The 22,795-nt window shown below is 40.7% G+C and carries 17 protein-coding genes; 10 read left to right on the forward strand and 7 right to left on the reverse strand.

Going from position 1 to position 22,795, the window contains the following annotated elements:
• The first annotated feature begins 34 nt into the window (after positions 1-34).
• The 7 genes from pyrD to rmf all read left to right on the forward strand — a co-directional run bounded on the left by pyrD (position 35) and on the right by rmf (position 8,523).
• Positions 35-1,045, forward strand: coding sequence for a quinone-dependent dihydroorotate dehydrogenase (gene pyrD / locus ACWU4D_RS01970; RefSeq protein ID WP_456049694.1), 1,011 nt, complete (start codon positions 35-37; stop codon positions 1,043-1,045).
• Between the two features lie 163 nt (positions 1,046-1,208).
• Entirely contained in the window at positions 1,209-1,757 is a 549-nt protein-coding gene (locus ACWU4D_RS01975; protein ID WP_456049695.1) for a cell division protein ZapC, read from the forward strand.
• 469 nt (positions 1,758-2,226) lie between these two features.
• Positions 2,227-4,347, forward strand: a complete 2,121-nt coding sequence (gene rlmKL / locus ACWU4D_RS01980; protein WP_456049696.1) for a bifunctional 23S rRNA (guanine(2069)-N(7))-methyltransferase RlmK/23S rRNA (guanine(2445)-N(2))-methyltransferase RlmL — start codon at positions 2,227-2,229, stop codon at positions 4,345-4,347.
• On the forward strand, positions 4,337-4,591 hold the full coding sequence (locus ACWU4D_RS01985) for a glutaredoxin family protein (protein ID WP_456049697.1): 255 nt from the start codon (positions 4,337-4,339) through the stop codon (positions 4,589-4,591). The genes rlmKL and ACWU4D_RS01985 overlap by 11 nt, the downstream gene beginning before the upstream one ends.
• Entirely contained in the window at positions 4,569-6,494 is a 1,926-nt protein-coding gene (locus ACWU4D_RS01990; RefSeq protein ID WP_456049698.1) for an ABC transporter ATP-binding protein, read from the forward strand. The genes ACWU4D_RS01985 and ACWU4D_RS01990 overlap by 23 nt, the downstream gene beginning before the upstream one ends.
• A gap of 3 nt (positions 6,495-6,497) precedes the next feature.
• The gene (locus tag ACWU4D_RS01995) at positions 6,498-8,207 is read left to right on the forward strand and encodes a DUF3466 family protein (RefSeq protein ID WP_456049699.1); all 1,710 of its coding nucleotides are present in this window, start codon (positions 6,498-6,500) and stop codon (positions 8,205-8,207) included.
• A 142-nt stretch (positions 8,208-8,349) separates the two neighbouring features.
• A complete protein-coding gene (rmf, locus tag ACWU4D_RS02000) occupies positions 8,350-8,523 on the forward strand; it encodes a ribosome modulation factor (protein ID WP_456049700.1) in 174 nt (57 codons plus the stop codon).
• 124 nt (positions 8,524-8,647) lie between these two features.
• Here the strand turns inward: rmf and fabA are convergent, their stop codons facing one another.
• Complete coding sequence (gene fabA / locus ACWU4D_RS02005) at positions 8,648-9,166, reverse strand: bifunctional 3-hydroxydecanoyl-ACP dehydratase/trans-2-decenoyl-ACP isomerase (RefSeq protein ID WP_456049701.1); 519 nt, start codon at positions 9,164-9,166, stop codon at positions 8,648-8,650.
• Between the two features lie 63 nt (positions 9,167-9,229).
• Complete coding sequence (locus ACWU4D_RS02010; protein WP_456049702.1) at positions 9,230-10,870, reverse strand: S16 family serine protease; 1,641 nt, start codon at positions 10,868-10,870, stop codon at positions 9,230-9,232.
• 172 nt (positions 10,871-11,042) lie between these two features.
• Between ACWU4D_RS02010 and matP the strand changes: the two genes are divergently transcribed.
• Both matP and ACWU4D_RS02020 read left to right on the forward strand, forming a co-directional pair.
• Positions 11,043-11,492, forward strand: a complete 450-nt coding sequence (matP, locus tag ACWU4D_RS02015) for a macrodomain Ter protein MatP (protein WP_456049703.1) — start codon at positions 11,043-11,045, stop codon at positions 11,490-11,492.
• Between the two features lie 6 nt (positions 11,493-11,498).
• The gene (locus ACWU4D_RS02020; RefSeq protein WP_456049704.1) at positions 11,499-11,816 is read left to right on the forward strand and encodes a DUF3634 family protein; all 318 of its coding nucleotides are present in this window, start codon (positions 11,499-11,501) and stop codon (positions 11,814-11,816) included.
• Positions 11,817-11,867: 51 nt separating this feature from the next.
• Here the strand turns inward: ACWU4D_RS02020 and ACWU4D_RS02025 are convergent, their stop codons facing one another.
• Positions 11,868-12,527, reverse strand: coding sequence for a glutathione S-transferase (locus ACWU4D_RS02025; protein WP_456049705.1), 660 nt, complete (start codon positions 12,525-12,527; stop codon positions 11,868-11,870).
• Between the two features lie 104 nt (positions 12,528-12,631).
• On the opposite strand from ACWU4D_RS02025, the gene ACWU4D_RS02030 reads away from it, so the two are divergent.
• Complete coding sequence (locus ACWU4D_RS02030) at positions 12,632-14,887, forward strand: peptidase U32 family protein (RefSeq protein WP_456049706.1); 2,256 nt, start codon at positions 12,632-12,634, stop codon at positions 14,885-14,887.
• Positions 14,888-15,048: 161 nt separating this feature from the next.
• Here the strand turns inward: ACWU4D_RS02030 and ACWU4D_RS02035 are convergent, their stop codons facing one another.
• The 4 genes from ACWU4D_RS02035 to ACWU4D_RS02050 all read right to left on the reverse strand — a co-directional run bounded on the left by ACWU4D_RS02035 (position 15,049) and on the right by ACWU4D_RS02050 (position 22,729).
• The gene (locus ACWU4D_RS02035; protein WP_456049707.1) at positions 15,049-16,956 is read right to left on the reverse strand and encodes a methyl-accepting chemotaxis protein; all 1,908 of its coding nucleotides are present in this window, start codon (positions 16,954-16,956) and stop codon (positions 15,049-15,051) included.
• Positions 16,957-17,314: 358 nt separating this feature from the next.
• The gene (locus ACWU4D_RS02040; protein ID WP_456049708.1) at positions 17,315-19,681 is read right to left on the reverse strand and encodes an Lcl domain-containing protein; all 2,367 of its coding nucleotides are present in this window, start codon (positions 19,679-19,681) and stop codon (positions 17,315-17,317) included.
• A 135-nt stretch (positions 19,682-19,816) separates the two neighbouring features.
• Positions 19,817-21,535 carry an ATP-binding protein gene (locus ACWU4D_RS02045; RefSeq protein WP_456049972.1) on the reverse strand — a complete coding sequence of 573 codons (1,719 nt, stop codon included), beginning with the start codon at positions 21,533-21,535 and terminating at the stop codon, positions 19,817-19,819.
• Positions 21,536-21,541: 6 nt separating this feature from the next.
• Positions 21,542-22,729 carry an FIST signal transduction protein gene (locus ACWU4D_RS02050; RefSeq protein WP_456049709.1) on the reverse strand — a complete coding sequence of 396 codons (1,188 nt, stop codon included), beginning with the start codon at positions 22,727-22,729 and terminating at the stop codon, positions 21,542-21,544.
• Positions 22,730-22,795 lie beyond the last annotated feature (66 nt).

Raw genomic sequence — 22,795 nt, forward strand, 5'->3', positions numbered from 1 at the left:
CGTTTGTACGGGGCTTTTTTTATTTGGAGGCACAATGCTTTACCGCTTAGCTAGGACTGGCTTTTTTCAACTTGATCCTGAAGTTGCACATGAACTTGCGATCAACAATTTCAAACGCTTTAATGGCACGCCATTAGATCTCTTTTATCGTCAACATCTTCCAAATCGATCCGTTGAATGTATGGGATTGACGTTTAAAAACCCAGTTGGGTTGGCGGCAGGTTTAGATAAAAATGGTGAATGTATCGATGCATTCGGTGCAATGGGATTTGGATTTATTGAAGTTGGTACTGTAACTCCACGTCCACAACCAGGTAATGATAAACCAAGATTGTTTCGCTTAGTTGAGGCCGAAGGGTTAATTAACCGTATGGGCTTCAACAATGAAGGCGTTGACCGATTGGTTGAGAATGTTAAGAAAGCTACCTACGATGGTATTCTTGGCATCAACATTGGAAAAAACAAAGAAACTCCTCTAGAGAAAGGCGCTGAAGATTACTTAATCTGCATGGAAAAAGTATACGAGTATGCGGGATATATCGCGGTAAATATTTCATCGCCGAATACTCCGGGTTTACGTTCACTTCAATATGGTGAAGCTCTAGATCAACTGCTTGCAGAATTAAAAACTAAGCAGGGTGAATTAGCAAAGCAGCATGATAAATATGTACCGATTGCTTTGAAAATTGCTCCTGACTTAAGCAATGATGAAATCGAGCAAATTTGTCAGTCACTACTTAAAAATAATATTGACGGCGTGATAGCAACTAACACCACTTTAGATCGTTCAATTGTAGAAGGAATGAAACATTGCGATGAAGCGGGTGGTTTGAGTGGTCGACCTGTTCAATTACGAAGCACTGAAGTTGTTAAACAACTTTATGCGAATCTTGGTGAGAAAATCCCAATTATCGGTGTCGGTGGTATCGATTCTTATGTTGCCGCGAAAGAAAAAATGCTTGCTGGTGCTAAGTTGGTTCAAGTTTATTCATCATTTATTTACCAAGGCCCTGGTCTAGTGAAAAAGATCGTTAAGAACATTTAACGTTATTAGAAATTCTCCATAAAAACCACAATTTATCGAAGAGGAAGTGATTATTCATTTCCTCTTTTTTTTTGCCCAAGCACTTCTAGAATGAACCGTATGCAGTTAGTAACCATGACGTTGTGAGACTAACAGTCGTAAAAACTGATAAGGGAATGAGAACATGCTAAAGCCGAGTGACAAATGGAGTTGGTACTTCTGTGAATCAGAAGGACATCTAATGTTGAACTTGGGTGAAGATTTGGTTTTTCGTACCAACCTTTGCCAGAAGTTACTTGTTGAATGTGCTCATGGCACAACGCAGTTTACTGTCGATGATGCGGCAGAATTTCAAACCTTTAAAGAGTCGTTGCATAACCTCAACATAGATGAAGGCTATAAAGCTCAATTAGTGCTTAATTGTGTAGCGGCCAAACGTTTTCATAAGCCAGTTCAACCTAAGAGTTGGTTCTTTAACCGCCAGTCAAATGATGTTTTGCAGCCAAATGTAGGTGATATCATTAGCCTAAGCAATGACTTCAATGACGGCTTATTCATGGTTCTTGAAGTCGGTGAGAATGCGAGCCTTTGCGCTAGAGTTGAATCTAATGATTTCCAATTAACATCAACCAAGAAAATTGGATTTAGTGAGGCTATTAAAGTTATGCACGACCGAATTGCTCACCATCATATTGAAGAAAATTACTACCCGTCATTGGCTATGGTTGGCTAATTAATAACTCAATTTATTTACAATTTCGTTCCTTTGTTGTATTTCCTATCGGCCTATGTGCCGATTTTTTTTGACCTCAAATAAGTGAATCCACAGATGAGCTTCTCTCTTTGGTGAGATATTGGGCACAAAAAGAAATGAATTAGGGAAATTATCAGTCATTTTCCCAACTCATACCATCCGTATATTTTAATAAAGTTCCTCATTTAAGAGCTATTTGTAACTAAATTACCGTTAAATTACCCTCCTGGTATAGACCAATTTAGACGTGAATAAATACTCACTTACGCTTGAGGCTATTAAATACGTAAGGTGTCTAAAATTAATAGATTTACGATTGAACGAAGAGGGAGAAAACATAAGAGAAAGGTAATTAACCGTTCCGAAGTGAAAATATTGGCTTTGATTTACAAATTTGTTGGAATCTCAGGTATAATCGCGCGTCACTTTATTCACTTAAAAGAGCATTATGCACCAGTATTTAGCGGTAACTTCCAACGGTCTTGAAAACCTTCTTGCAGACGAGCTTGAACAACTGGGGGTAGAAAACCCAAAAGCGGTTCAAGCAGGGGTGAGATTCAAAGCGTCGAACGAGTTAATGTATCGAGTTTGTTTATGGAGCCGACTTGCTAGCCGCTATGTCCGAGTGTTAAGTGAATTTACCTGTGATAGTGATTTAGATATCTACCTCGCGGCGAGCTCGGTTAACTGGGAAAGCCAGTTTCACAGTGATAAAAAGATCGTGGTGGACTTTAACGGTACTAATAACGCGATACGTAACAGCCAATATGGTGCGATGAAAGTAAAAGATGCCATCGTTGATCAGTTCACTAAAAAGAATCTACCACGTCCATCGATCAGTAAGGATCTTCCTGATCTTAGGGTTCATGTTCGTCTACACCGTGATAAGGCTTTATTAGGTATTGATGTGGTAGGTGGAAGCTTACATGCTCGTGGTTACCGCACACAAAGTGGTGCAGCTCCTCTTAGAGAAACATTAGCAGCAGCACTGATTATTCGCAGTGGCTGGGATAAGAAACAAGCGTTCGTCGATCCTATGTGTGGTTCAGGGACACTTGTTATTGAAGCTGCGATGATGGCCGCCGACGTTGCTGCTGGATTAAAACGTTCATCTTGGAGCTTCACCTCACTTCAAGATTTTGATCATGAAGCGTGGTCAAGAATACATGCAGAAGCCAGTGTGAAGGCTAAGCGTGGTATTAAGAACTTAGAAGCGCATTTTTATGGTTATGACAATGACCCTCGAGTTTTGGCTACAGCACAATCTAATGCACGACGTGCAGGATTAGGAGACGTTATTCAGTTTGCTCAACAAGATGCGGCTGAGATGCGCTGTCCAGCGAACGAGAAGGCTGGTGTTATTGTTTGTAACCCACCATATGGTGAGCGTTTGGGAACGGAACCTGGCTTAATTGCATTGTATACTGCGTTTGGTGTTCAAATGAAAACCGAATTTGGCGGCTGGACGGCAACCATTTTCTCTAGTTCTGATGAATTACTCAGCTGTATACGTATGAGAGCTGAGAAACATTATAAATTAAGCAATGGTGCGCTACAGTGTCACCTAAAGAGTTATTCTGTATCGGATAGACCGCGTCCTAATGCTGCTGAAGAACAGTACGTCATCGCTCCAGATTTTACTAACCGCTTGAAGAAAAACATCAGTAAGTTGAATAAGTGGGTCAAGAAAGAACAAGTTGACGCTTATCGCATCTATGACGCAGACCTACCAGACTACAATGCAGCTATTGATGTTTATAAAGATTTTATCGTAATTCAAGAATACGCAGCACCGAAAACGATTTCTATTGATAAAAGTAAGCGTCGCTTAACCGATCTGATTACTGCAACTATTCAGGTAACTGGAGTGGATGCGGCACATACGGTACTTAAAGTCCGTGAAAAGCAGAAAGGCAAATCCCAATATGAAAAGTTGGCAAGCCAATCAAGCACAATAGAAATTCAAGAGTACGGGGTTAAGTTAATCGTAAATCTCTACGATTACCTCGATACTGGCTTATTTCTAGATCATCGCCCAATACGCCGAAAGCTTGGTCAAATGGCGAATAATAAAGATTTCCTCAACCTCTTTGCTTACACCGGCTCAGCAACTGTCCACGCCGCCTGTGGTGGAGCAAAATCGACCACAACTGTTGATATGTCGAAAACATATATCGAGTGGGCAAAGCAGAACATGTCACTCAATGGTCAGTCAGGAAAACAACATCGGTTTGAGCAAACTGATTGCTTGCAATGGTTGGAACACACGAACGATGACTATGATTTGATTTTTATTGATCCTCCGACGTTTTCAAATTCAAAGCGTATGACGCAAACATTTGATGTACAACGTGATCATATTCAATTGTTTGAAAATCTAAAACGCCTGCTACGTAAAGATGGAACGATTGTCTTTTCAAACAATAAACGCCATTTCAAAATGGACTTTGAAAAGCTGTCGGAAATGGGATTGAAAGCGACCAATATATCCAATCAAACGATCCCAATGGACTTTGAAAGGAATAAGCACATACATAATTGTTGGGTGATAGAGCACAATGCGCAATAGCACCCCACAGTTAATTTTATTTTCAACAGAAGGGTGTCATTTGTGTCATGAAGCTGAAAGTTTGTTATCTCAATTAAATTGCCAGTTTCAAACCGTTGATATTGCATACGATGACGAGTTATTTTCTCGTTACGGGGTCACAATTCCCGTGGTCAGATACGCTGAAAGCGAGCTCAACTGGCCATTTACCCTCGAACAACTACAAATTTGGTTAAATAATAATGGCGTTAATTACGATTCATAATGGTTTATTGGCTTTTGGTGATCACCCTTTGTTGGATCACTGTGAGTTCACACTGCAAGAAAATGAACGCGTATGTTTAGTTGGTAGAAATGGTGCCGGTAAATCAACGCTAATGAAAATTATTGCTCGCGATATTGTTCTTGATGATGGCCGTATGGTCGTAACGCAAGATGTTGTTGTTTCGCGCCTAGAGCAAGATCCTCCGAGAGATGAATTAGGTACGGTATATGATTTTGTTGCTGGTGGATTAGCTGAAGTAGGGAAGTTACTAAAACAGTATCAAGACTTGTTAGATCTCGTTGAGAAAGATCCTTCGGAGTCGAATTTGAATCGTTTGGCTCGAGTACAAGAGCAACTCGATCACGCTGATGCATGGCGGTTTGATGATCGAGTTAAAAACGTGATGCTGTCACTTAATCTTGATGGCGCGATGCTTTTATCTGATTTGTCCGGCGGTTGGCAACGTAAGGCGGCACTCGCGCGAGCATTGGTGTGCGATCCCGATGTTCTACTACTTGATGAACCGACCAACCACCTCGATGTGGCCGCAATCGAGTGGTTAGAAAGCTTCTTAAAAGACTTTAAGGGCTCGATTATTTTTATTTCGCACGACCGAACGTTCATTAAGTCGATGGCAACGCGCATCGTCGATCTTGATCGCGGTAAACTAAATTCTTTTCCCGGTGATTATGAAGGTTACTTGTTGGGCAAAGAGGAACTTCTGCGTGTTGAAGAACTTCAAAACGCCGAGTTTGATAAAAAGCTTGCACAAGAAGAAGTGTGGATACGACAAGGAATCAAAGCTCGCCGTACGCGGAATGAAGGCCGTGTACGTGCATTAAAAAAATTACGCCAAGAGCGCAGTCAACGCCGTGAAGTGCAAGGTAAAGTCAACATTGCTGTGGATGATTCCGCACGTTCAGGAAAAATTGTATTCGAGGCTGAGAATATCTCGTTTGCTTACGATGGTGAGGCTCTGGTTAAAAACTTTACCTTTAATATTCAACGTGGTGATCGCATTGCGTTGATCGGACCTAATGGTTGCGGCAAGAGTACCATGCTTAAGCTGCTGCTCGGGAAGCTTGAGCCAGACTCAGGTAAGCTTCATTGTGGTACTAAACTAGAAGTTGCCTATTTTGACCAATACCGAGAACTTCTTGATCCAGAAAAAAGTGTGATTGATAATCTTGCCGATGGCAAACAAGAAGTTACAGTAGGTGGGCGTCAACGTCATGCACTTAGCTATCTACAAGATTTCTTGTTTGCGCCCAAACGGGCAAGAACACCGGTTAAAGCCTTGTCCGGAGGTGAGAAAAACCGCCTGCTGTTAGCTCGAATCTTCCTTAAGTCTAATAACTTGTTAATTCTTGATGAGCCAACTAACGATTTAGATATCGAAACTTTGGAACTTTTAGAGGATTTACTTGCCAACTATCAAGGTACTTTGCTCTTAGTTAGTCATGACCGAGAATTTGTTGATAACACTGTTACTACAAGCTGGATTTTTGAAGGTAATGGCATTATCGATGAATATGTCGGCGGCTATCATGATGCTCAACGACAACGTTCTCAAATTCAGGCTAATCGCAATGAAATTTATGCGGATGTTGTAAAAAAAGATAACGTGACCGAAGCGTTACCAAAAGCAAAACCGACAGCAAAGAAAACGAAAAAATTATCATATAAACTGCAGCGCGAGTTGGAAGAACTGCCAGAACAACTTGAACAGTTAGAGACTGATATTGAACAGCTACAACAACAATTAAATGACCCTGACTTTTTCGCAAAAGGCGTGGAAGTTACCAAACCTGTTTTGGATACATTGACCAATTTAGAAGCTAAGCTCGAGACGACTTTCGCACGTTGGGAAGAACTTGAAGCGCTACAGCAAGAAACGGAATAAATAATGACGAATAAGATGTTAAAGCTAACGCCTATTTCACTCTCAATTTTTGCGGCATTTAATGTTAATGCTGCTTTGTATCAGATTATCGAAGTGACACCTTCAGGAATTTCGGCTGATTATGAGATTACCACTGGTACAGCGATTCAAGATTCGAGTGCCGGCAGTTGCTTTGATTCGAGTAGTGTTGGTGGTGTGTCGTGTGAGAACTTTGTTCTAGGTGGAGAAACTCGCGCCACGGGGACTATTGCAGGTTCACCTGTTGATGGCGTAAGTTATCGTGAAGAAGCGCCGTTCGCTATGGATAATTCATTTTCATATGTTCAAACATCCTCCGATTTCGAAAATTATTGTGACGCTCAGTTGTTGTATTCTACATGTGAGCCATGGGGTGACGTGCATTGGGAACAATGGACCAAAGAACTTGATGGTAATAATACCGTCAACTCTGTCGCATTTTTATCTGATGGCTCGTTAACCATTGACGAAAGCAATAATAGCGTGATTAACCAGGTTACCAGTGGTGGAGATGTTGTCGGCATTATCAGTTCACTAGGTGATGAACGTGCCTCGGTAACGGCGGAGTCACCCGTTACTTTTGGTACTGATGAGAAGGATGATAGCGGCGAATACTTCGATAAATCTCGCGCTTGGAAAACAGATGGCATCTACACAGTCGGAAGTGTCTCCTATGATTATGAAAATGACTATGGGGATTATTATTCGTCTAAAGCTGCAATATGGAAGAGTGGCACAGACGTTGTCGCTATTGATTGGCCCAGTGATGATGAAGATGTCAGTGATAAGCTAGCTCAAGGTAGTATTCGAGATTTTGTTATTGTCGGTGGTGTTATTTATGGTGTGGGTTTCAATACCTGGAATGATTCATATAACAATATGAATGCGACAATATTTACCGTCAATGAAGCCGACTACGCTAACTCTGATAATTGGACATCAAATAATATTGATAATGCAAGTGTTCGAATTAGCGGTGACTACACCTATAGTAATACGGTATTAAATTCCGTTAATGACAACTTAGTTGCTATTGGTGAGGCAAAACGAGCAGGGGGAGTACCCGCTGATGGTGCCGCACCAAATCGACCGTTTGTTATTGCTGATGTGAGTGATTCCGATCCGACGGCGATCTACTTTGCGAACAAACTTACTTTTTCTGAAGCCGGTGGTCAAAATATGGCGATCAATAATTACAATGAAATTGTTGGTCAAATTGATACTGAAGACACACGAGAAAATAGCGGTAAGCCTCGACGTAAACGCGGATTCATTTATCCATATGATGGAACGGGAACTGATAGTTCGAGGATGAGCATTTTTGATGATCAAGGTTGGTTGATTGATGATCTCACTAATGGTGGCGTATATTCATCTGCTAACAACCAGTATCGTATTCTAACGGCAAACGATATTAATGATGCAGGTGTAATTGCAGCAACGGCAATTAAGTGCGTTGACGGTGAATATGATGATACGACTCATGATGCGATGTGTGGAGATGGTACAGGTGATGAAACGACTGTAGCTGTTAAGTTAATTCCAATTGTTGGAGCAACAAGTGGTGATATTGAGGAGCGTGGATATGAAACAGCGACTTCTTCTCGTAGTGGTGGTTCGTTAGGGGTTGGCATTATTGGTTTGCTAAGTCTGATGCTATTTGGTCGCCGAAAAGGACTATTTTGTAAATTCTGATCGAACCTCACGAAAATCGTTATCGTGTGAAATCTAACTTGAGTCTGCTGCTTTATTGAGCGACTCTTAACCATGTGGTCATAAAATCGCCACATTGATGTCACAGTTTCACTTAACTAAGATACGGTATGAGGACTTAATTATGAAGAGACAGAAGCGTGATCGCCTTGAACGAGCTCAGTCTCAGGGATACAAAGCTGGTTTGAATGGACGTTCATCCGATGATTGTCCCTATCAACAAATGGAACCAAGATCCTATTGGATGGGAGGCTGGCGTGAAGCGCGTGAGGATCGTACCTCCGGTGTCTACAAATAACTCTCTATCCACATACGCAAAGCCCCATAAATTGGGGCTTTATTATTATGCTCTAACGCACTATAACTAATTATTTTGATGAAAAATTAACGACTCTAGTGAGTCGCTAATTTTAAATTCTTGCTTAGAACGAAGAAGTGTCTTGGAAGAGACCAACTTTAAGATCTTTTGCTACATATATTTCTTTGCCATCAACGAGTACACGCCCATCAGCAAGTCCCATAACTAAGCGACGGTTAACTAAGCGCTTAATATGGATTTCGTAGGTGACTTTTTTCGCGGTAGGTAATATTTGACCCGTGAACTTAACTTCGCCAACACCGAGAGCACGGCCTTTACCTTTACCGCCATTCCAGCCTAAGAAAAAGCCGACGAGCTGCCACATAGCATCAAGTCCAAGACATCCCGGCATGACAGGGTCACCAGGGAAATGACAGTCAAAAAACCATAAGTCTGGAGTGATATCAAGCTCTGCTAGAATGACACCTTTACCAAATTCGCCTTCTGAATCCGACATTTTAGTGATGCGGTCCATCATTAACATATTTGGAGCAGGGAGTTGTGGGTAACCAGGACCAAATAATTCTCCGCGACTAGACGCTAATAGGTCATCACGATTGTAGGATTCTCTTTTATTTTGCATTTATTATTACTCCATTCTGTTAGCGTGCATGTTAGTGAACACGTGTACGCTAAACAACTCCGATCAGTAAGAAAAAAAGATAGATTTCAGTTTTTGCCACATTGTGAGAGGTGCATGATTGCGCTCAATTTCATCAATTCGCTCTGCTATTTTATCAATAACGCTGTTTTCACCTCTAAACGGTTGTTCCATAAGTAATGGAATCGCTTCATCCACGGTTTCTACAGGGTATATGTGAAACATTCCAGATTTGATGCTTTCGACAACTGAATGGTGAAGAGCGAGATTACGTAAGTTACTTTTTGGTAACACCACACCTTGTTGTCCAGTCAAACCTTGATGCAAACATACTTTATAAAAGCCTTCAATTTTTTCGTTCAATCCACCAACAGCTTGGACTCGGCCTGATTGGTCAACAGCGCCAGTGACTGCTATTTCCTGCTTTACTTCTATTCCTGAAAGCGCACTAACCAGTGACGTGACTTCCGCAAGCGAAGCGCTGTCGCCATCCACTTCACTGTAAGATTGCTCGAAAACAATAGAAGCAGCGTAGGGCAGTGGTTCGTTTAGATCAAGAGCACTACTAACAAAAGCCTGCATAATCATCATACCTTTTGCGTGTAAATTGCCGCCTAATTCTGCTTTTCGTTCCACATCCGTGATATCGCCATCACCAAAATGGATCACACAGGAAATTCGTGCGGGCTCACCATAGGAAATGGGATGTCCTGCAATATCGATAACCGTTAATCCATTGACTTGACCAACTTGTTTACCACTGGTTTCAATAACAACTTGGCCATCGAGTATGTCGGTTGACGCACGTTCTGGAAGGTAACTCTCTCGATAGTATTTATTGTCTATCGACGTTTGTATTGCGTGGTGATCAAGAGTGCTCCCATTACTTAGCGCAGCAGCTTCCTCTAGTGTTTGGTGCAGCCAAAATAAACATAAAGGAACATATTGTTGATCTTCAGTATTCCGAACACCATATGACATTAAAGTATTGATGCCAGTAGAGGTCAGCTCCGGAAATTTGTATTGTTGGCAGAACCATTTTAGGTAGCGTAAATAATCGAACACTGAATGTTCTTCTAGTTTAAGCTCAAGTTCGAGTTCGCTGAATAGACTGAATCCAGATGTAAAGTCATTATCTAGATATTCAAGGTTCGCTAACTGTTCTCGATCACCGACTATCACTAATTTTACATCGTAGGACTTGGCTACGTTGTTGAGCGCGGGTGATTTGCCATCACAATTTATAGCTTGAATCGGCTGTGCTAATAATGCTGCTTTAAGTAACGGCCACATTTTCGGGTTTGCCAGCAGCCAGCTAGGCGATATCACTAAATAGCCACCGTTTGCTTTATCGAGAAGCCCTGGAAACTCTTTGATAATCTCTCCATTTACCACTTGTATTTGAGTAAAGGGTTCTGTTGATGCGAGATTTTCACTCGAAACGACGGGGCTGTTACTGAGTGTTTCGAGTTGTTTAATGATCAATTCACGATAAATCGCGTTATCAGGCGCATTAATAATAAGTGAACGAGATAAGCCTTGGGCATTGCACAGACGTTCTAGCGCCGCAATCAACCTTGGCTGACAGGCGAAAAAATCAGAAGGTTCAAGGGTGGGGTATTGCTCGATCTGTTGAGCGTACTGCGAAAACAGCGGAGAAACGTGACGCCAAATATCTTGATTCATTGAACACATTAGTTGAGAAATTAAGGAGATTGAGTATATAGAAAAAGTGACAAGGTATATAGTTCTGTTTGATTTCAATGATCATTGTCGAATTTTTAAATCAATTGTTTGAACTTCATCATTCTCTGGGTTACGCTGTCACCCTGATAATTGCTTAGACGAATGAAATATAATGAAATATCAACAGTTAGAAAATTTAGAATGTGGCTGGAAATGGCAATATCTAACAAACCGTTGGAAAGCTGGTGAGCAAGTTACGCGGTATGTAGATAAGAGCGAAATTGAGGCTGCACTCACAGAGCTTGCGAATATCGAAAGTGAGCCTACATTGGTTCTGGAGTGGATCGAGAAGCATATGTCTGCCGAGATTGACAATAAGCTGAAGCAGGCAATTCGCGCTAAACGTAAACGCCATTATAATGCGGAACAGATTCATACTCGTAAAAAATCGATTGATCTTGATTATCGTGTATGGGAAAAATTATCTCTTAAAGCGAATGATTTGGGTTGTACTTTATCCGATACGATTGAATATCTGGTTTCAGAGGCTTCACGTACGGAAAAAGTAAATCGTAAAGTCAGTACACTTAAACAAGATTTAAGTAAGCTCTTATCCGAGTAAGAAAAGATGATAATTATAATCGTCATTGGAATACTGCTTGTTGTAGCGTTTTTTATGTTTAATCGCTCGTTGTTCAAGCTTGATTTCAAACAAGGCAAATTAGAAAAACAGTCTGGCAATATTCCTGCGGGTTTTCTCAACGATGTAAAAGATATCTCGGTTCGGTCAAACGTGACAGGGTCTATTAAAGTCGTAAAGCATAAAGGTTCACATCGTTTAATCTTCAGTAACCAAATCCCTGATAATATCCAGCAACGAATTCGCAATATCTATCCATATTCAAATCCAACCGGTCCAAACAACTCCAACAAACGCAAAGATTAGGTTGTTTATTTACCGCCAATTTTTACTTGTTCTCAATTTAATTAGATGGTGTTACCCAAAAAGACATTCTTGTTTACCGTCGTTCCACAAAGGGTATTGTTTCATGACTTGCCCGTAAAGTTGGCTGTCTAAGTGCGCTCTTAACCAGCGTCCTACGTTTTGATATTCCGATTGAACAAACCATTTCTTCTCGACTCGTACAAACTGACTTACGAAAGGCATAACGGCAAAGTCGGCTAGGCTCGGTGTGTCGCCAAACAGGTAGGTGTGAAGGGTGAGTTTGTGTTCGAGCTCAGATATGAATTTTTCGCAATTGTGTCTGCGTCGTTCACTATCATCATTTCGGTAACGCACTGAAGCACGGTATTTCTCTAAGTGGCCAATAAACTCGTTGTCGTGAGTGTTAATTAGCTGATGGATCAACTCGCTTAAGACGGGATCATCTGACCGCAGAAGATTTTGAGGATCGTTCTGTTGAAGCGCCCAAATCATGATATCTAAGCTTTGTTCAATAATGCCGCCTTTCGGAAGAACAAGAACCGGAACCGTTCCTTTAGGCGAGCTGTCCAATAACTCACTAGGTTTGTCTTTAGTGACAATTTCTCTAAGTAACACTGTTTTCTTAGCTAGGGCGATCCCCATTCTTCCACGCATCGCGTAAGGGCAGCGCCTTAAAGAATAAAGGATAGGTAAATCGTATTTGTTTGGCATGAGAGAGATCATTTAGTTATAAAAGTGTTGTTAGGTGGTAAAGATATCGTGATGTAGGTAGAATACGCGGCTTAAAAATTATAAGTAAGTGAGCGACTTCAAAAATGAGCAGAAAGATTGAATTATTAGCCCCAGGTGGCGATGTTGAAGCAATTAAAGCAGCTATCGTAGCAGGCGCTAATGCAGTTTATTGTGGTTTAGACACCTTCAATGCTCGTAACAGAGCCTCTAACTTGTCGTTAGATGAATTGAATGGCGTTATTCGACTCGCTCATGAATATGGTTGTGAAGTGTTTCTGACTCTTAACGTTGTGCTACTGGAGCACGAAATTAAAAGCATCACCAAACTGCTTAACCAACTGGTGAACACCAAGCTAGACGGCATTATTGTGCAAGATCTTGGTTTGTTCGATTTGGTTAAGAAGCATTTCCCATCGCTCGATATTCACGCGTCTACGCAGTTGACCACGCACAACGAAGGTCAGATTAAGTTCTTATCTAAGATTGGGGCAACACGCGTAAACTTATCTCGTGAATTAAACCTACCTGAAATCAAAATGCTAACGAAAGTAGCACACGATCACGACGTACTGACTGAAGTGTTTGTGCATGGCGCTTTGTGCATCGCATTCTCAGGTCAATGTTATTCAAGTTCTGTAAGTGTCGGTAACTCCGGAAACCGTGGTCGTTGTAGCCAAGCGTGTCGCGACGAATACGAGATCACCGAAGCAGGCAACAAGTTTCCACTGAATCTGAAAGATAACTCCGCATATTACGACTTACCTGAACTGGTTGACGCTCAAGTTGACTCGTTAAAAGTTGAAGGTCGAATTAAAGGCGCACACTACGTTTACACCGTGATAGATACGTGGCGCAAACAGATTGATAGCTATGTGGAACGTGGTTTGCTTATTGAAGATGATTCGAACCTGCACAAAGTATTCAACCGTGATTTCACTAACTCTTTCCTAAAGGGCAACCTGACGAAAGACATGTTTATTGATAATCCTCGCGACAACAGTTTGAATTATGCCGTTGATGAAGCGAAGAAAGAGAACAATGAAATCTCAGTGGTACAAATTCAAGAAGTGACCAGCGATCTTTACGAAGCTAAAAACGCGCTGGGTAGTGAAATGCGTGAGAAGATTGCGTACCTAGATATCCGTAAAATTGGGGTATCACTTTCGTTCAAGGCGAAATTAGGCCAAGCCTTGACAGTGACGGTCACATCAGACAAAGAAAACTTTGAGGTTCAGTCTAAGTCTCTGTTAGAAGCAGCGGCTGAAACATCGATTACTCAAGAGTTGCTAGAAAAACGTTTCAAGTCACTTAAGAGCGCTGTGCATACGCTAGAAAATTGCAACTTCGACGATCTAGATGCTGGTCTGATTCTTCCTCTAAAAGAAGTGTCTGTTCTAAAAGGTGAAATTGACTTCATTCTTAACGGCTCTGTAGAAGTCATTAAGCACGTCGAAGTACCTGCATTGCCGAAGTACCCTAAAGTGAATGATACACCAACATTATCTATGCTGATTGCAGACGTTGAAGATCTACACCTGTGTGATGTCACGGACGCCGACGTTTACTTCAAGTTACCAGAAAGCTTTAAGAAGCGTAGTAATAAGTACATCGACATCTTGGCGGAAAATCCGCGCTTGATTCCTTGGTTTCCGGCGGTATTGATCGGGAAAGATTACGATGAGGCGGTTCGGGTTCTAGAAGAGGTTAAACCTGCTCGCATTGTGACCAACAACACTGGGATTGCTTACAAGGCATACGAAATGGGTATTGAGTGGGTAGCAGGTCCGTTTATGAATACGACCAACTCACATGCACTTGTTACGCTTAAAGAAGAGCTTAACTGTGCTGGTGCGTTCATTTCGAACGAGATCAACAAAGGTCAAATTCGTCATATCAACCGCCCAGAAAACTTCAAATTGTTCTACAGCATTTACCACCCAATTTTGATGATGACCAGCCGTCAGTGCTTTTTCCAAAGAACCGTTGGCTGTAATAAACCAAGCATCGAAGCTGGTTGTATGTTGAAATGTGAGAAAGCGACCACAATTACAAACGTGAAGGGGATTTCTTTTGCAGTTGATAAGCAAAAGGGTGGCTATCCTAGCATTTATAATCACGAACAGTTCCTAAACCATGACGCGGTAACGGATTTCTCTGATTTATTCGACGAGTTCTTTATTGACCTAACCAACATCGGTGCTGGGTCGAAGGAAGTACAAGATAAGGTTGAGTTAATCAAACATTTCCAAGGTTTGATTAATGGCGTTGAAGGTTCACAGCAGAACTTAGAGCAAATGGTTAAGGTTCGTACTAATGCTCAGTACGTCCAAGGTCTTTAATCGTATTTTGCGCTACGGCTAAGAAGATGGTTTCTAGAGCCTACAATCTAAAGACTCCACGAAACATAGTAGCTGAAGATATAAAAAAGGCGCCAAAACGTATATTTTGACGCCATATTTCTTACCTTTGGTTGAAATCGATTGATATCGAATAGCTGAGCTTATAGTTTGAAGCTGTTCACTATTTTAGATAATCGAGAGTTCACTGTTGCTATATGTTCTGCTTCAGATAAAGCAGCTTTCCCATTTAAGTCGAGTTGGTTAACCATATCGTTTATTGCGGTCATATTTTTACTGAGGTCCTGAGTAACATAACTTTGCTCCTCAGCCGCCGTAGCAATTTGAACACTTAAATTGTCTATATCTTCAACATAGTGATTCATTGATTCCAAATTATGAACGATGTCTTGCGAATCGGTTGCCGCTTCCTCACACTTAGTTTTGTTCAATGCCATAGAATCGACGGCTAATTGAGTACCAGTTAGTAGTCTCTGTAATGCCACTTCTATTTCTTCTGTACTCTCTTTTGAGCGACTGGCTAGGTTTCGAACTTCGTCGGCTACGACTGCAAAGCCGCGACCTTGTTCTCCTGCTCGCGCTGCTTCGATAGCCGCATTTAGTGCCAATAAATTCGTTTGTTCAGCTATTGCTCCAATGACCTCAAGTACATTACTAATGTTGGTCGTTTCATCACTCATACGCTTAGTATCGCTAGTCGAACTATTGACATTCTCTAAGAGTAATTTGATACCATTTTGTGACTTTCCTATTACGGCCTGAGATTGAATTCCTATTTTCTTGGCTTGCTCAGTCAGGTTGGCTGTATTGGCAGCATCCGTTGCCATTGCAGAAGCGGTAGAATTCATTTCTTCGATTGCAGAAACGACTTGCTTAGTCTCTGATACTTGATTCGAGAGTATAGCGCTATTATCTCTTGACTGTTGATTAACTGTGTCGATATTTGCTTGAAGTTCAATCGTTGCACCTTGTATATCGAGCATCATTCCTTGAAGCTTTCCGGTGAACTTATTCAAATTTGTCGCCATTTCACCGAGTTCATCATTTGATGATATATCGATACGTTTTGATAAGTCAGCATCTCCCGATGCGAGTTCCACAATTACGTCTTTTAAGCGGATGATAGGTTGGTAAACATAGTGGACAGCAATAAAGACAATGATAATGGCTAGCAGCGAAACAGCAATGGTGGCAATAATTGAATTGGTTCTTATTTCCTGAAGCATAGAAAAGGCTTGGCTTTCGTTGAAACCGACGAGGAAGTACCAATTTTTATCCGCAATTTTTATTTGATGTGAAAACATGAGTTTGTTTTCACCATTCAAAACATAACTAGCGTGGGCTTGAGGGCTACTAACTGCTTGGTTAGCTGCACGTTTAAACCAATCAAGCTGATTCGCTTTTTCTCCAGTTTTTACGTTTGGAGATGAAGAGGCAAGTACAGTGGTGTCTTCCTTCAAAATTAATGCTATAGCGCCTTTAATTTCATTTGAGTTTGTAACCATATGATTCAGGAAGTCTAAATCCATGTCAACGCCAGTCGCTCCGTCTTGGGTTCGTCGGACAAAGCTAACCCAAAATGATGAACCATCATCACTTGGGTATGGATCAGTGATTCTAGTGGTTAAAGATTCTCGTCCGTATATATAGTAGCTTTCACCAGTGATTGGCTTATGGAATTTATTGTTTGGCCAGAAGTCAGTTTCCACATTCCAGTATCCATCGCCGTTCTCCAGTCCTATCCAACCACTGCCTGTATTGAGTGTGGTTGCAAGGATGTGAGTCATCGTGACTCTGTCTTCATGAGAAGATGGAAACGCTCTGTTGTCATATAGAGCAGCAAAGGTGTCTAAACCTTGCGATTTTTCTTTAAAAATAGCTTCGATTACTGCGGCCTTATCCTTAACGTAAGTTGTACTGTTTTCAGTAATGGTGTGATGAGCAAAATTTTTCATTTCCTTGTAGCTAAAAAGACTCATTACCGTCACTGAGCCGACTACGAGAAGTGTTACTGAAACAAGCAATATTTTCTTTAAACCAATGTTTGTCATATTTTAATATCACCATTTTTTATTTAGTCGTATTATTCCTTTTAATACTACTAAAGTAGTATGTACATATTGAATATAGCCAAGAAACAAAAATTGACTAATAAATTTGTTAATTAATACTATAAAAATTTTGTGTGGCTAATGGGGTATTTACTGATAAATACAACAGTTTGTAAATTTAGAATTAATATGCGCATTATGTATATTATGTTAAATGTAATATCTATTAAACTCATTTAATCACTACTTCCTCCTTACTCGGTTTATATTCTTGTATCGTTTGATTATTACCGTTTTACCTTGAGCTTATGAATAAGCCAACTATTACGTGGGCTTATATTGGATCTTGTATTAGAAGTTACTGTTTCTTTTTATTTGGTGGTCCTGTTGGGGCTTCTTCGAGGCTAATATAACCATCGCCGTTTTTATCTAAATGATTAAATTGAGCTTCTTTTCCTTTAAACTCGGTGCTTGAGACTTTGCCATCTCCATTTTTGTCTAAACGTTGTACGAATCGGTTTACTGTTTTTTGATTACTTTTTCGCTCAGCGCGTTTTGTTTTTTCACCTACAGTAGCTTGATTAGTATTTGTTTTAAGTGAATGACTGTCAGAATTCTTATATGTGAATGTGTTTTTCTGAGCCGGATTTGAATCTAGCACTCCGCCAGAAACACAGCGAACGTAGTTTTCGACTCTGATCATATCGCCTTGCGGACCTCTAGACATTGCCTCGCCTATTTTCGGGTCGCTACGTTGTGATCCAGCGCCATGCACGTCCATTATTGTTTCGCGCATTTTACCGAGTGCCTTACCAAAACTAACGTAAACAGCCGAGCCTTCAGGATTTGGCCCATCAAGGTGTGTCGTTGAAGTCCAAAAATACGGGTAATCTTTTTCTCCGCCTTCGTTCGTTATTGATGAGATTTGAAAGATTGGATTAATTGCTGCTGAACTTGACGTTTCTGGTGAACGTGAATAATCGACAATACTCTGGAGCTCTTTTGCGTTGGGTAATCGCCAATCACTATTGCCACTTAGGTTGAGATTTTCACAATATTGTAGTGCTTCTTCCCAGCGTAATCCTTTAGAGTTATCTGTTTGTTGCCACATCAATCCCGTTGCCGTATCTGCAATACTTCCATCGCCGATATCAGAAAAGTTGTTCTGACCGTAGGTTTCATTATCTCTAACAAATCGGAAGTACATTTTGTTGGCATCTTGAGTTCTAGGGTTGTATTTTGGGTAACCCTTTATTCGACCATCGACAAAGTTAACGCCAAATATAGTGTCATCATTCCTCATTGTCTTGCCGACATATTCAGTACTTGTCCACACTTGAGCATCAATCTCACGTTCACCTGCCGCTTCATTTCCTAACGGTTGAGTAAAATAGTTGGTATCAATAAAAGGTGTGAGTGCTCTTTCGCCTTTTACGGAACCAGAGAATTGAATTAATGAATAGAGTTCTTTGATGTTCGCGATGCGCCAATCTGTATACCCGGCAAGGTTGAAGGTTTTTACTTTTTCTATCGCTTCGTCATACGTTAACTTTTCAGTCAAACCTTGCTGCCACATTAACCCTGTCACGTTATCGATTATTGTGCCATCTTGATTATTGGTATATGACGGTTGATTGATGGTGTAGTTGGCATCTTGACCATAGAAATCGTCACTTGTTGTTGGAGTAGCTATTTCCGAGTCATTGCTATATGCGATAACTTGACCAGTGTCGACGATAGAGTATTGGTTGATTTGTTCTGTCGTGGCTGAATTGCTGCTATTTATAACAGTGCTAAGCAGCATTAAATCTTCACCAAATATCACATTGCCTTTGTAGTTTTTTTGAATCTCTTTGAGGCTGGCATCTTTGTCAATATTACCTGGGAGAAAGTGTGTATAGACTAGGTTTTTTACTTCGGACTGTGCAGCAAGTGTGCTGGAATCATCTAAATCTAAGTGCGCTTTGTGTTTACCATTCTTTTTTGTCTTTCTGTCTGAATTTTTTACGCTATTGTTATTCCCTGATTTTTTCTTCTTGCGGTTATTCAGTCCATTTTGCGACATGATCATTCCACCCGAGTCGATGATCATATAGTCGGCATTTTTTGCAAGGGTTGGTAACGAATCAGAATAGGTGAGATCTCCGGTAATGATTATAGATTGACCTTCGTAATCAAACCGATACGCAATCGTATGAATGGTGTGAGGTACTTCGATAGTCGATACATTGATGTCATCGATTTTAAATGATTCCCCACCCTCAATATCTTTGACCGTGAAGGCTTTTTTACGAGTTTCTAATGTTCTTTGTGTTTTTCCTAAGCGATACGAGATATCTTCCTCATATAAATCTAGGTATGTTTCGGTAAATTTCTTGGTGTTTGGTGGGCCAACGATACTGAGGTCTTCTTTGCCGAGTAAAGAACCGATTAAGATAGGAGCGAATTCTTCATTGTGATCTAAGTGGTGATGGGTAAAGACTAGACTATCCAAATCTCTAGCTTTAAGACCGAGGGTGTTTAAATTAGCTTGAGTACCATTTCCCATATCCACCAGGATATTAGTGTTTCCATTTGAAATGAGCACACTAGCGCTGGAGCGATTTTCATTAAAGATAGGTGAACCAGAACCAACAATGGTCGCAGTAAGCTGTTCTGCATTAACCGTATTGGCAATGAAAACGCTGCATATTAAAAGTGCATTAATCGAATGTTTATTTGTCATGGAATGTACCCTATCTTAAACGAGCACTTAGTATTACGCTTTCATTGTGTTTATTCCACAGTTCGAGGTAGGCCTATACACAAACTTACATTCAGAGTTTGTTGCTATACAAAAATTGACACTTATCGCGAGTTGCTAAATATATTTGCTCAGTATTTTCTGAATGGAAGTGCTCTTGATTGGCTTGATGATCATATCATCCATACCAGCGTCGAGACATGCTTGTCTATTTTCGTTCAGAGTATGTGCCGTTAACGCAATGATAGGTTTTGTGAAATTATTCTGGCGCATTAGCCTTGTTGCTTGAATTCCATCCATACATGGCATCGATATGTCCATGAGTACGATATCAAATTCATTCTGCCTTTGAACTAAATCTACTGCTTCGACACCGTTGTTTGCAATAGTGACAATGTAACCAATCCGACTGAGCATTAACTTGATTATCATTTGATTTGTTGTTGTGTCCTCTACTAACAATATATGTTTGCAATCTACATTTAACGGTTCATTATCTGATGAGAGTGTCGGTTTAATTTGATTTGTTGTAGGCGCAAGCTTTACGACTAACGGTAAAGTGATAGAAAACGTCGTTCCTTTGTTTGGTTCGGTATCGACTTTGATCTTACCGCCCATTAAATCAACCAGTGTTTTTGTTATTGTTAAACCCAACCCTGTCCCACCATAATTACGGGTAATCGAACTATCTGCTTGGATAAACGGGGTAAATAGATGGGCTAACTCTGACTCAACAATACCAATGCCGGTATCAGAAACTGAGATGATCAACGCGTTTTCTAAGGTATAGATGTCAATTGTTATTTCGCCAGCCTCGGTGAATTTAATGGCGTTTCCGACTAAATTGAAGATGATTTGGAGAATCCTTACAGGATCAACAAAGTATTCCAGGTTTTTCTCTATATCCGTATTTACACGAAAGTTTAAACCTTTTTCACGCGCGAGCTTTTGATGGTATTCAAATGAATAGGTAAGCTTATCGTGAAGATTCGTCCAATGGCGGCGGAGATTAAAATGACCAGATTCTATTCTGCTAAAGTCGAGTATGTCACTGATGATTACATGAAGTAATTCAGCTGAGTTTTCCATTCTCTCTAATAATTGTTTTTGTGACGTGCCTGTTTCAGTCTGAAGCAATTCAGTAATCCCTAAAACAGCATTTAAAGGAGTTCTTAATTCATGGCTCATCATCGCCAGAAACTTTGATTTGGCTTGGTTTGCCTTTGCTGCAACTTCTTGAGCTTCCACAAGTTCATTCGTTTTTAATTCAACCAGCTTTTCAAGTTTTTCCTTGTGTTCAATATCACTAATTGCTCGTTCAAGAAGAGGGCGAAAGCGAAGTAAAATCTTCTTGGTTTTGATATCAAATTGCCCTTTTCTACTACCCAAAAGCAATAAAACCGATTCACTGGTTTGAGTTTTTATACCGGTTAAGAGAGCATTATGTATTTTTGGACTTAATCGATTTGGAATACGATCAAACTCTTCAAGTGCCATCGGTTCAAACAGTAAAATACACTCTCCTCCTAGCACTCGTTGGAATTTTCTACCGTTAGGCCAGATTTTATCAAATAACATTTCATTTGAAGAAAGGTATGTTTTAAAACTCGATTCGATGTTTTCTCGCGATAGCACAACAAAGTCATCAAAATCGATATACCGACCCAGCCCTCTTTTAAGTTCATCGAAGATTTGCTGTTTATTCTCGGCACGACTTATAGCGGAAAGCGTCGCCAATATAACGCGGTTCTCTTCCGCTAATTTGGTTTCGCGTTCTTTACTTCTCTTTAGCTCTAATAGAGTTTCGTTCAGTTGTTCAAGTTGGTCGGTTGGCAACATAAATTATTCCGAGTCATAGAAAATTACTGATGAAATCATTAGGTTACCGTGAGCATTTTCGCCTCCGGCAAATCGACCTTGTTCACCAAAGGTAAAGGGGCAAATAAAAGGCGCACCTTCGAGCTGCTCTACCATTTGAGAGTGAACTTGTGTCATGTCATCTTTGAGTCTTAGCATTGCACCGGCGCAAAATATAGAGATCGCGCCCAATTTCTTAGAAGATGAATAGTTTTTCGCATTGGCTTCATTAATCACTCGTGCAGCTCGGTGTATCAACTGTTCATGAGAGCAAGTCATTAGCGTTACATCTTCTCCCTCATCAACTTGTGCAAATAATTCCAATCCCCCGCTGTCAGTTATGCGGATTGGATGGGTTAATTTATAGTACGGTCGATTATCGAATTGTCCTGCTTTTCTCCCTATAGGGAACCGAGTCACATGTTCAAATATATATTCGTCAGAAATTTGAATGTTTGAATGGTCACTCACCCACTCTTTATATATTTCTTTAGCGGGTTCATGATCAATCTCTTCTAAAGTGCGCCCTGTTGCTTTGGTGATTTTCCCCACAAATTCTGTGGGAGAATACCCTGCACTGATTCCGGCTGCTAAAGGCTTAGAAGGAAAAAGTAACTGAAGACTAACGCCCTTATTGGTCCACGTGGAATGGGTCATAATCGTCCATTTACCTTGGATTTTATCATCGGCTGCACTGCCACCGATCATAGGAATGCGAGTGCCAAATATGGTGTCGATCGTGTGAATTATCTCTTCTTCATTTCCAGGAGTGGAATGAAGAACAACAAGACTTGGTACTTCACCCTCGCGATCAGCGTTATGTAGCGCTTCATGGATAGCGTGCTCAGTTGCTTCAGCTATGGTTGAGTAGTCATCAAACTTTGATAATGCTGCGCCATAGCTGCTTATCCCTTCATCGTAAATTGCAATTAAAGCAATAGCATTTTGATTGAAATAGCCTTTATCAGTCATGACACCGTTGCTTGAGCTACAGCCAATAAGTGACGCGTGCGGAAACTGTGAGGTCATCAATTGCCACAAGGTTTCAGGACAATATTCATCTGTATAATAGAAAACAATACTATTTGGCGATGGATTAGGTAAAGTTAAACGAAGCTCATTGAGCGCACTCTTAGGGTCAATGGCACTGGATATACTCGTTACAAAGCGCATATAGCTATAATCATCACTCGTTTATCGATGGTATTCAGTATATACGTTATTTAGCAAATGTTCATA

This window comes from Vibrio phycocola, assembly GCF_053850235.1.

Excerpts from the sequence above, each read along its gene's own strand:
- pyrD (WP_456049694.1), top strand. The coding sequence starts at position 35 with ATGCTTTACCGCTTAGCTAGGACTGGCTTTTTTCAACTTGATCCTGAA.
- ACWU4D_RS01975 (WP_456049695.1), top strand. The coding sequence starts at position 1,209 with ATGCTAAAGCCGAGTGACAAATGGAGTTGGTACTTCTGTGAATCAGAA.
- rlmKL (WP_456049696.1), top strand. The coding sequence starts at position 2,227 with ATGCACCAGTATTTAGCGGTAACTTCCAACGGTCTTGAAAACCTTCTT.
- ACWU4D_RS01985 (WP_456049697.1), top strand. The coding sequence starts at position 4,337 with ATGCGCAATAGCACCCCACAGTTAATTTTATTTTCAACAGAAGGGTGT.
- ACWU4D_RS01990 (WP_456049698.1), top strand. The coding sequence starts at position 4,569 with ATGGCGTTAATTACGATTCATAATGGTTTATTGGCTTTTGGTGATCAC.
- ACWU4D_RS01995 (WP_456049699.1), top strand. The coding sequence starts at position 6,498 with ATGACGAATAAGATGTTAAAGCTAACGCCTATTTCACTCTCAATTTTT.
- rmf (WP_456049700.1), top strand. The coding sequence starts at position 8,350 with ATGAAGAGACAGAAGCGTGATCGCCTTGAACGAGCTCAGTCTCAGGGA.
- fabA (WP_456049701.1), bottom strand. The coding sequence starts at position 9,166 with ATGCAAAATAAAAGAGAATCCTACAATCGTGATGACCTATTAGCGTCT.
- ACWU4D_RS02010 (WP_456049702.1), bottom strand. The coding sequence starts at position 10,870 with ATGAATCAAGATATTTGGCGTCACGTTTCTCCGCTGTTTTCGCAGTAC.
- matP (WP_456049703.1), top strand. The coding sequence starts at position 11,043 with ATGAAATATCAACAGTTAGAAAATTTAGAATGTGGCTGGAAATGGCAA.
- ACWU4D_RS02020 (WP_456049704.1), top strand. The coding sequence starts at position 11,499 with ATGATAATTATAATCGTCATTGGAATACTGCTTGTTGTAGCGTTTTTT.
- ACWU4D_RS02025 (WP_456049705.1), bottom strand. The coding sequence starts at position 12,527 with ATGCCAAACAAATACGATTTACCTATCCTTTATTCTTTAAGGCGCTGC.
- ACWU4D_RS02030 (WP_456049706.1), top strand. The coding sequence starts at position 12,632 with ATGAGCAGAAAGATTGAATTATTAGCCCCAGGTGGCGATGTTGAAGCA.
- ACWU4D_RS02035 (WP_456049707.1), bottom strand. The coding sequence starts at position 16,956 with ATGACAAACATTGGTTTAAAGAAAATATTGCTTGTTTCAGTAACACTT.
- ACWU4D_RS02040 (WP_456049708.1), bottom strand. The coding sequence starts at position 19,681 with ATGACAAATAAACATTCGATTAATGCACTTTTAATATGCAGCGTTTTC.
- ACWU4D_RS02050 (WP_456049709.1), bottom strand. The coding sequence starts at position 22,729 with ATGCGCTTTGTAACGAGTATATCCAGTGCCATTGACCCTAAGAGTGCG.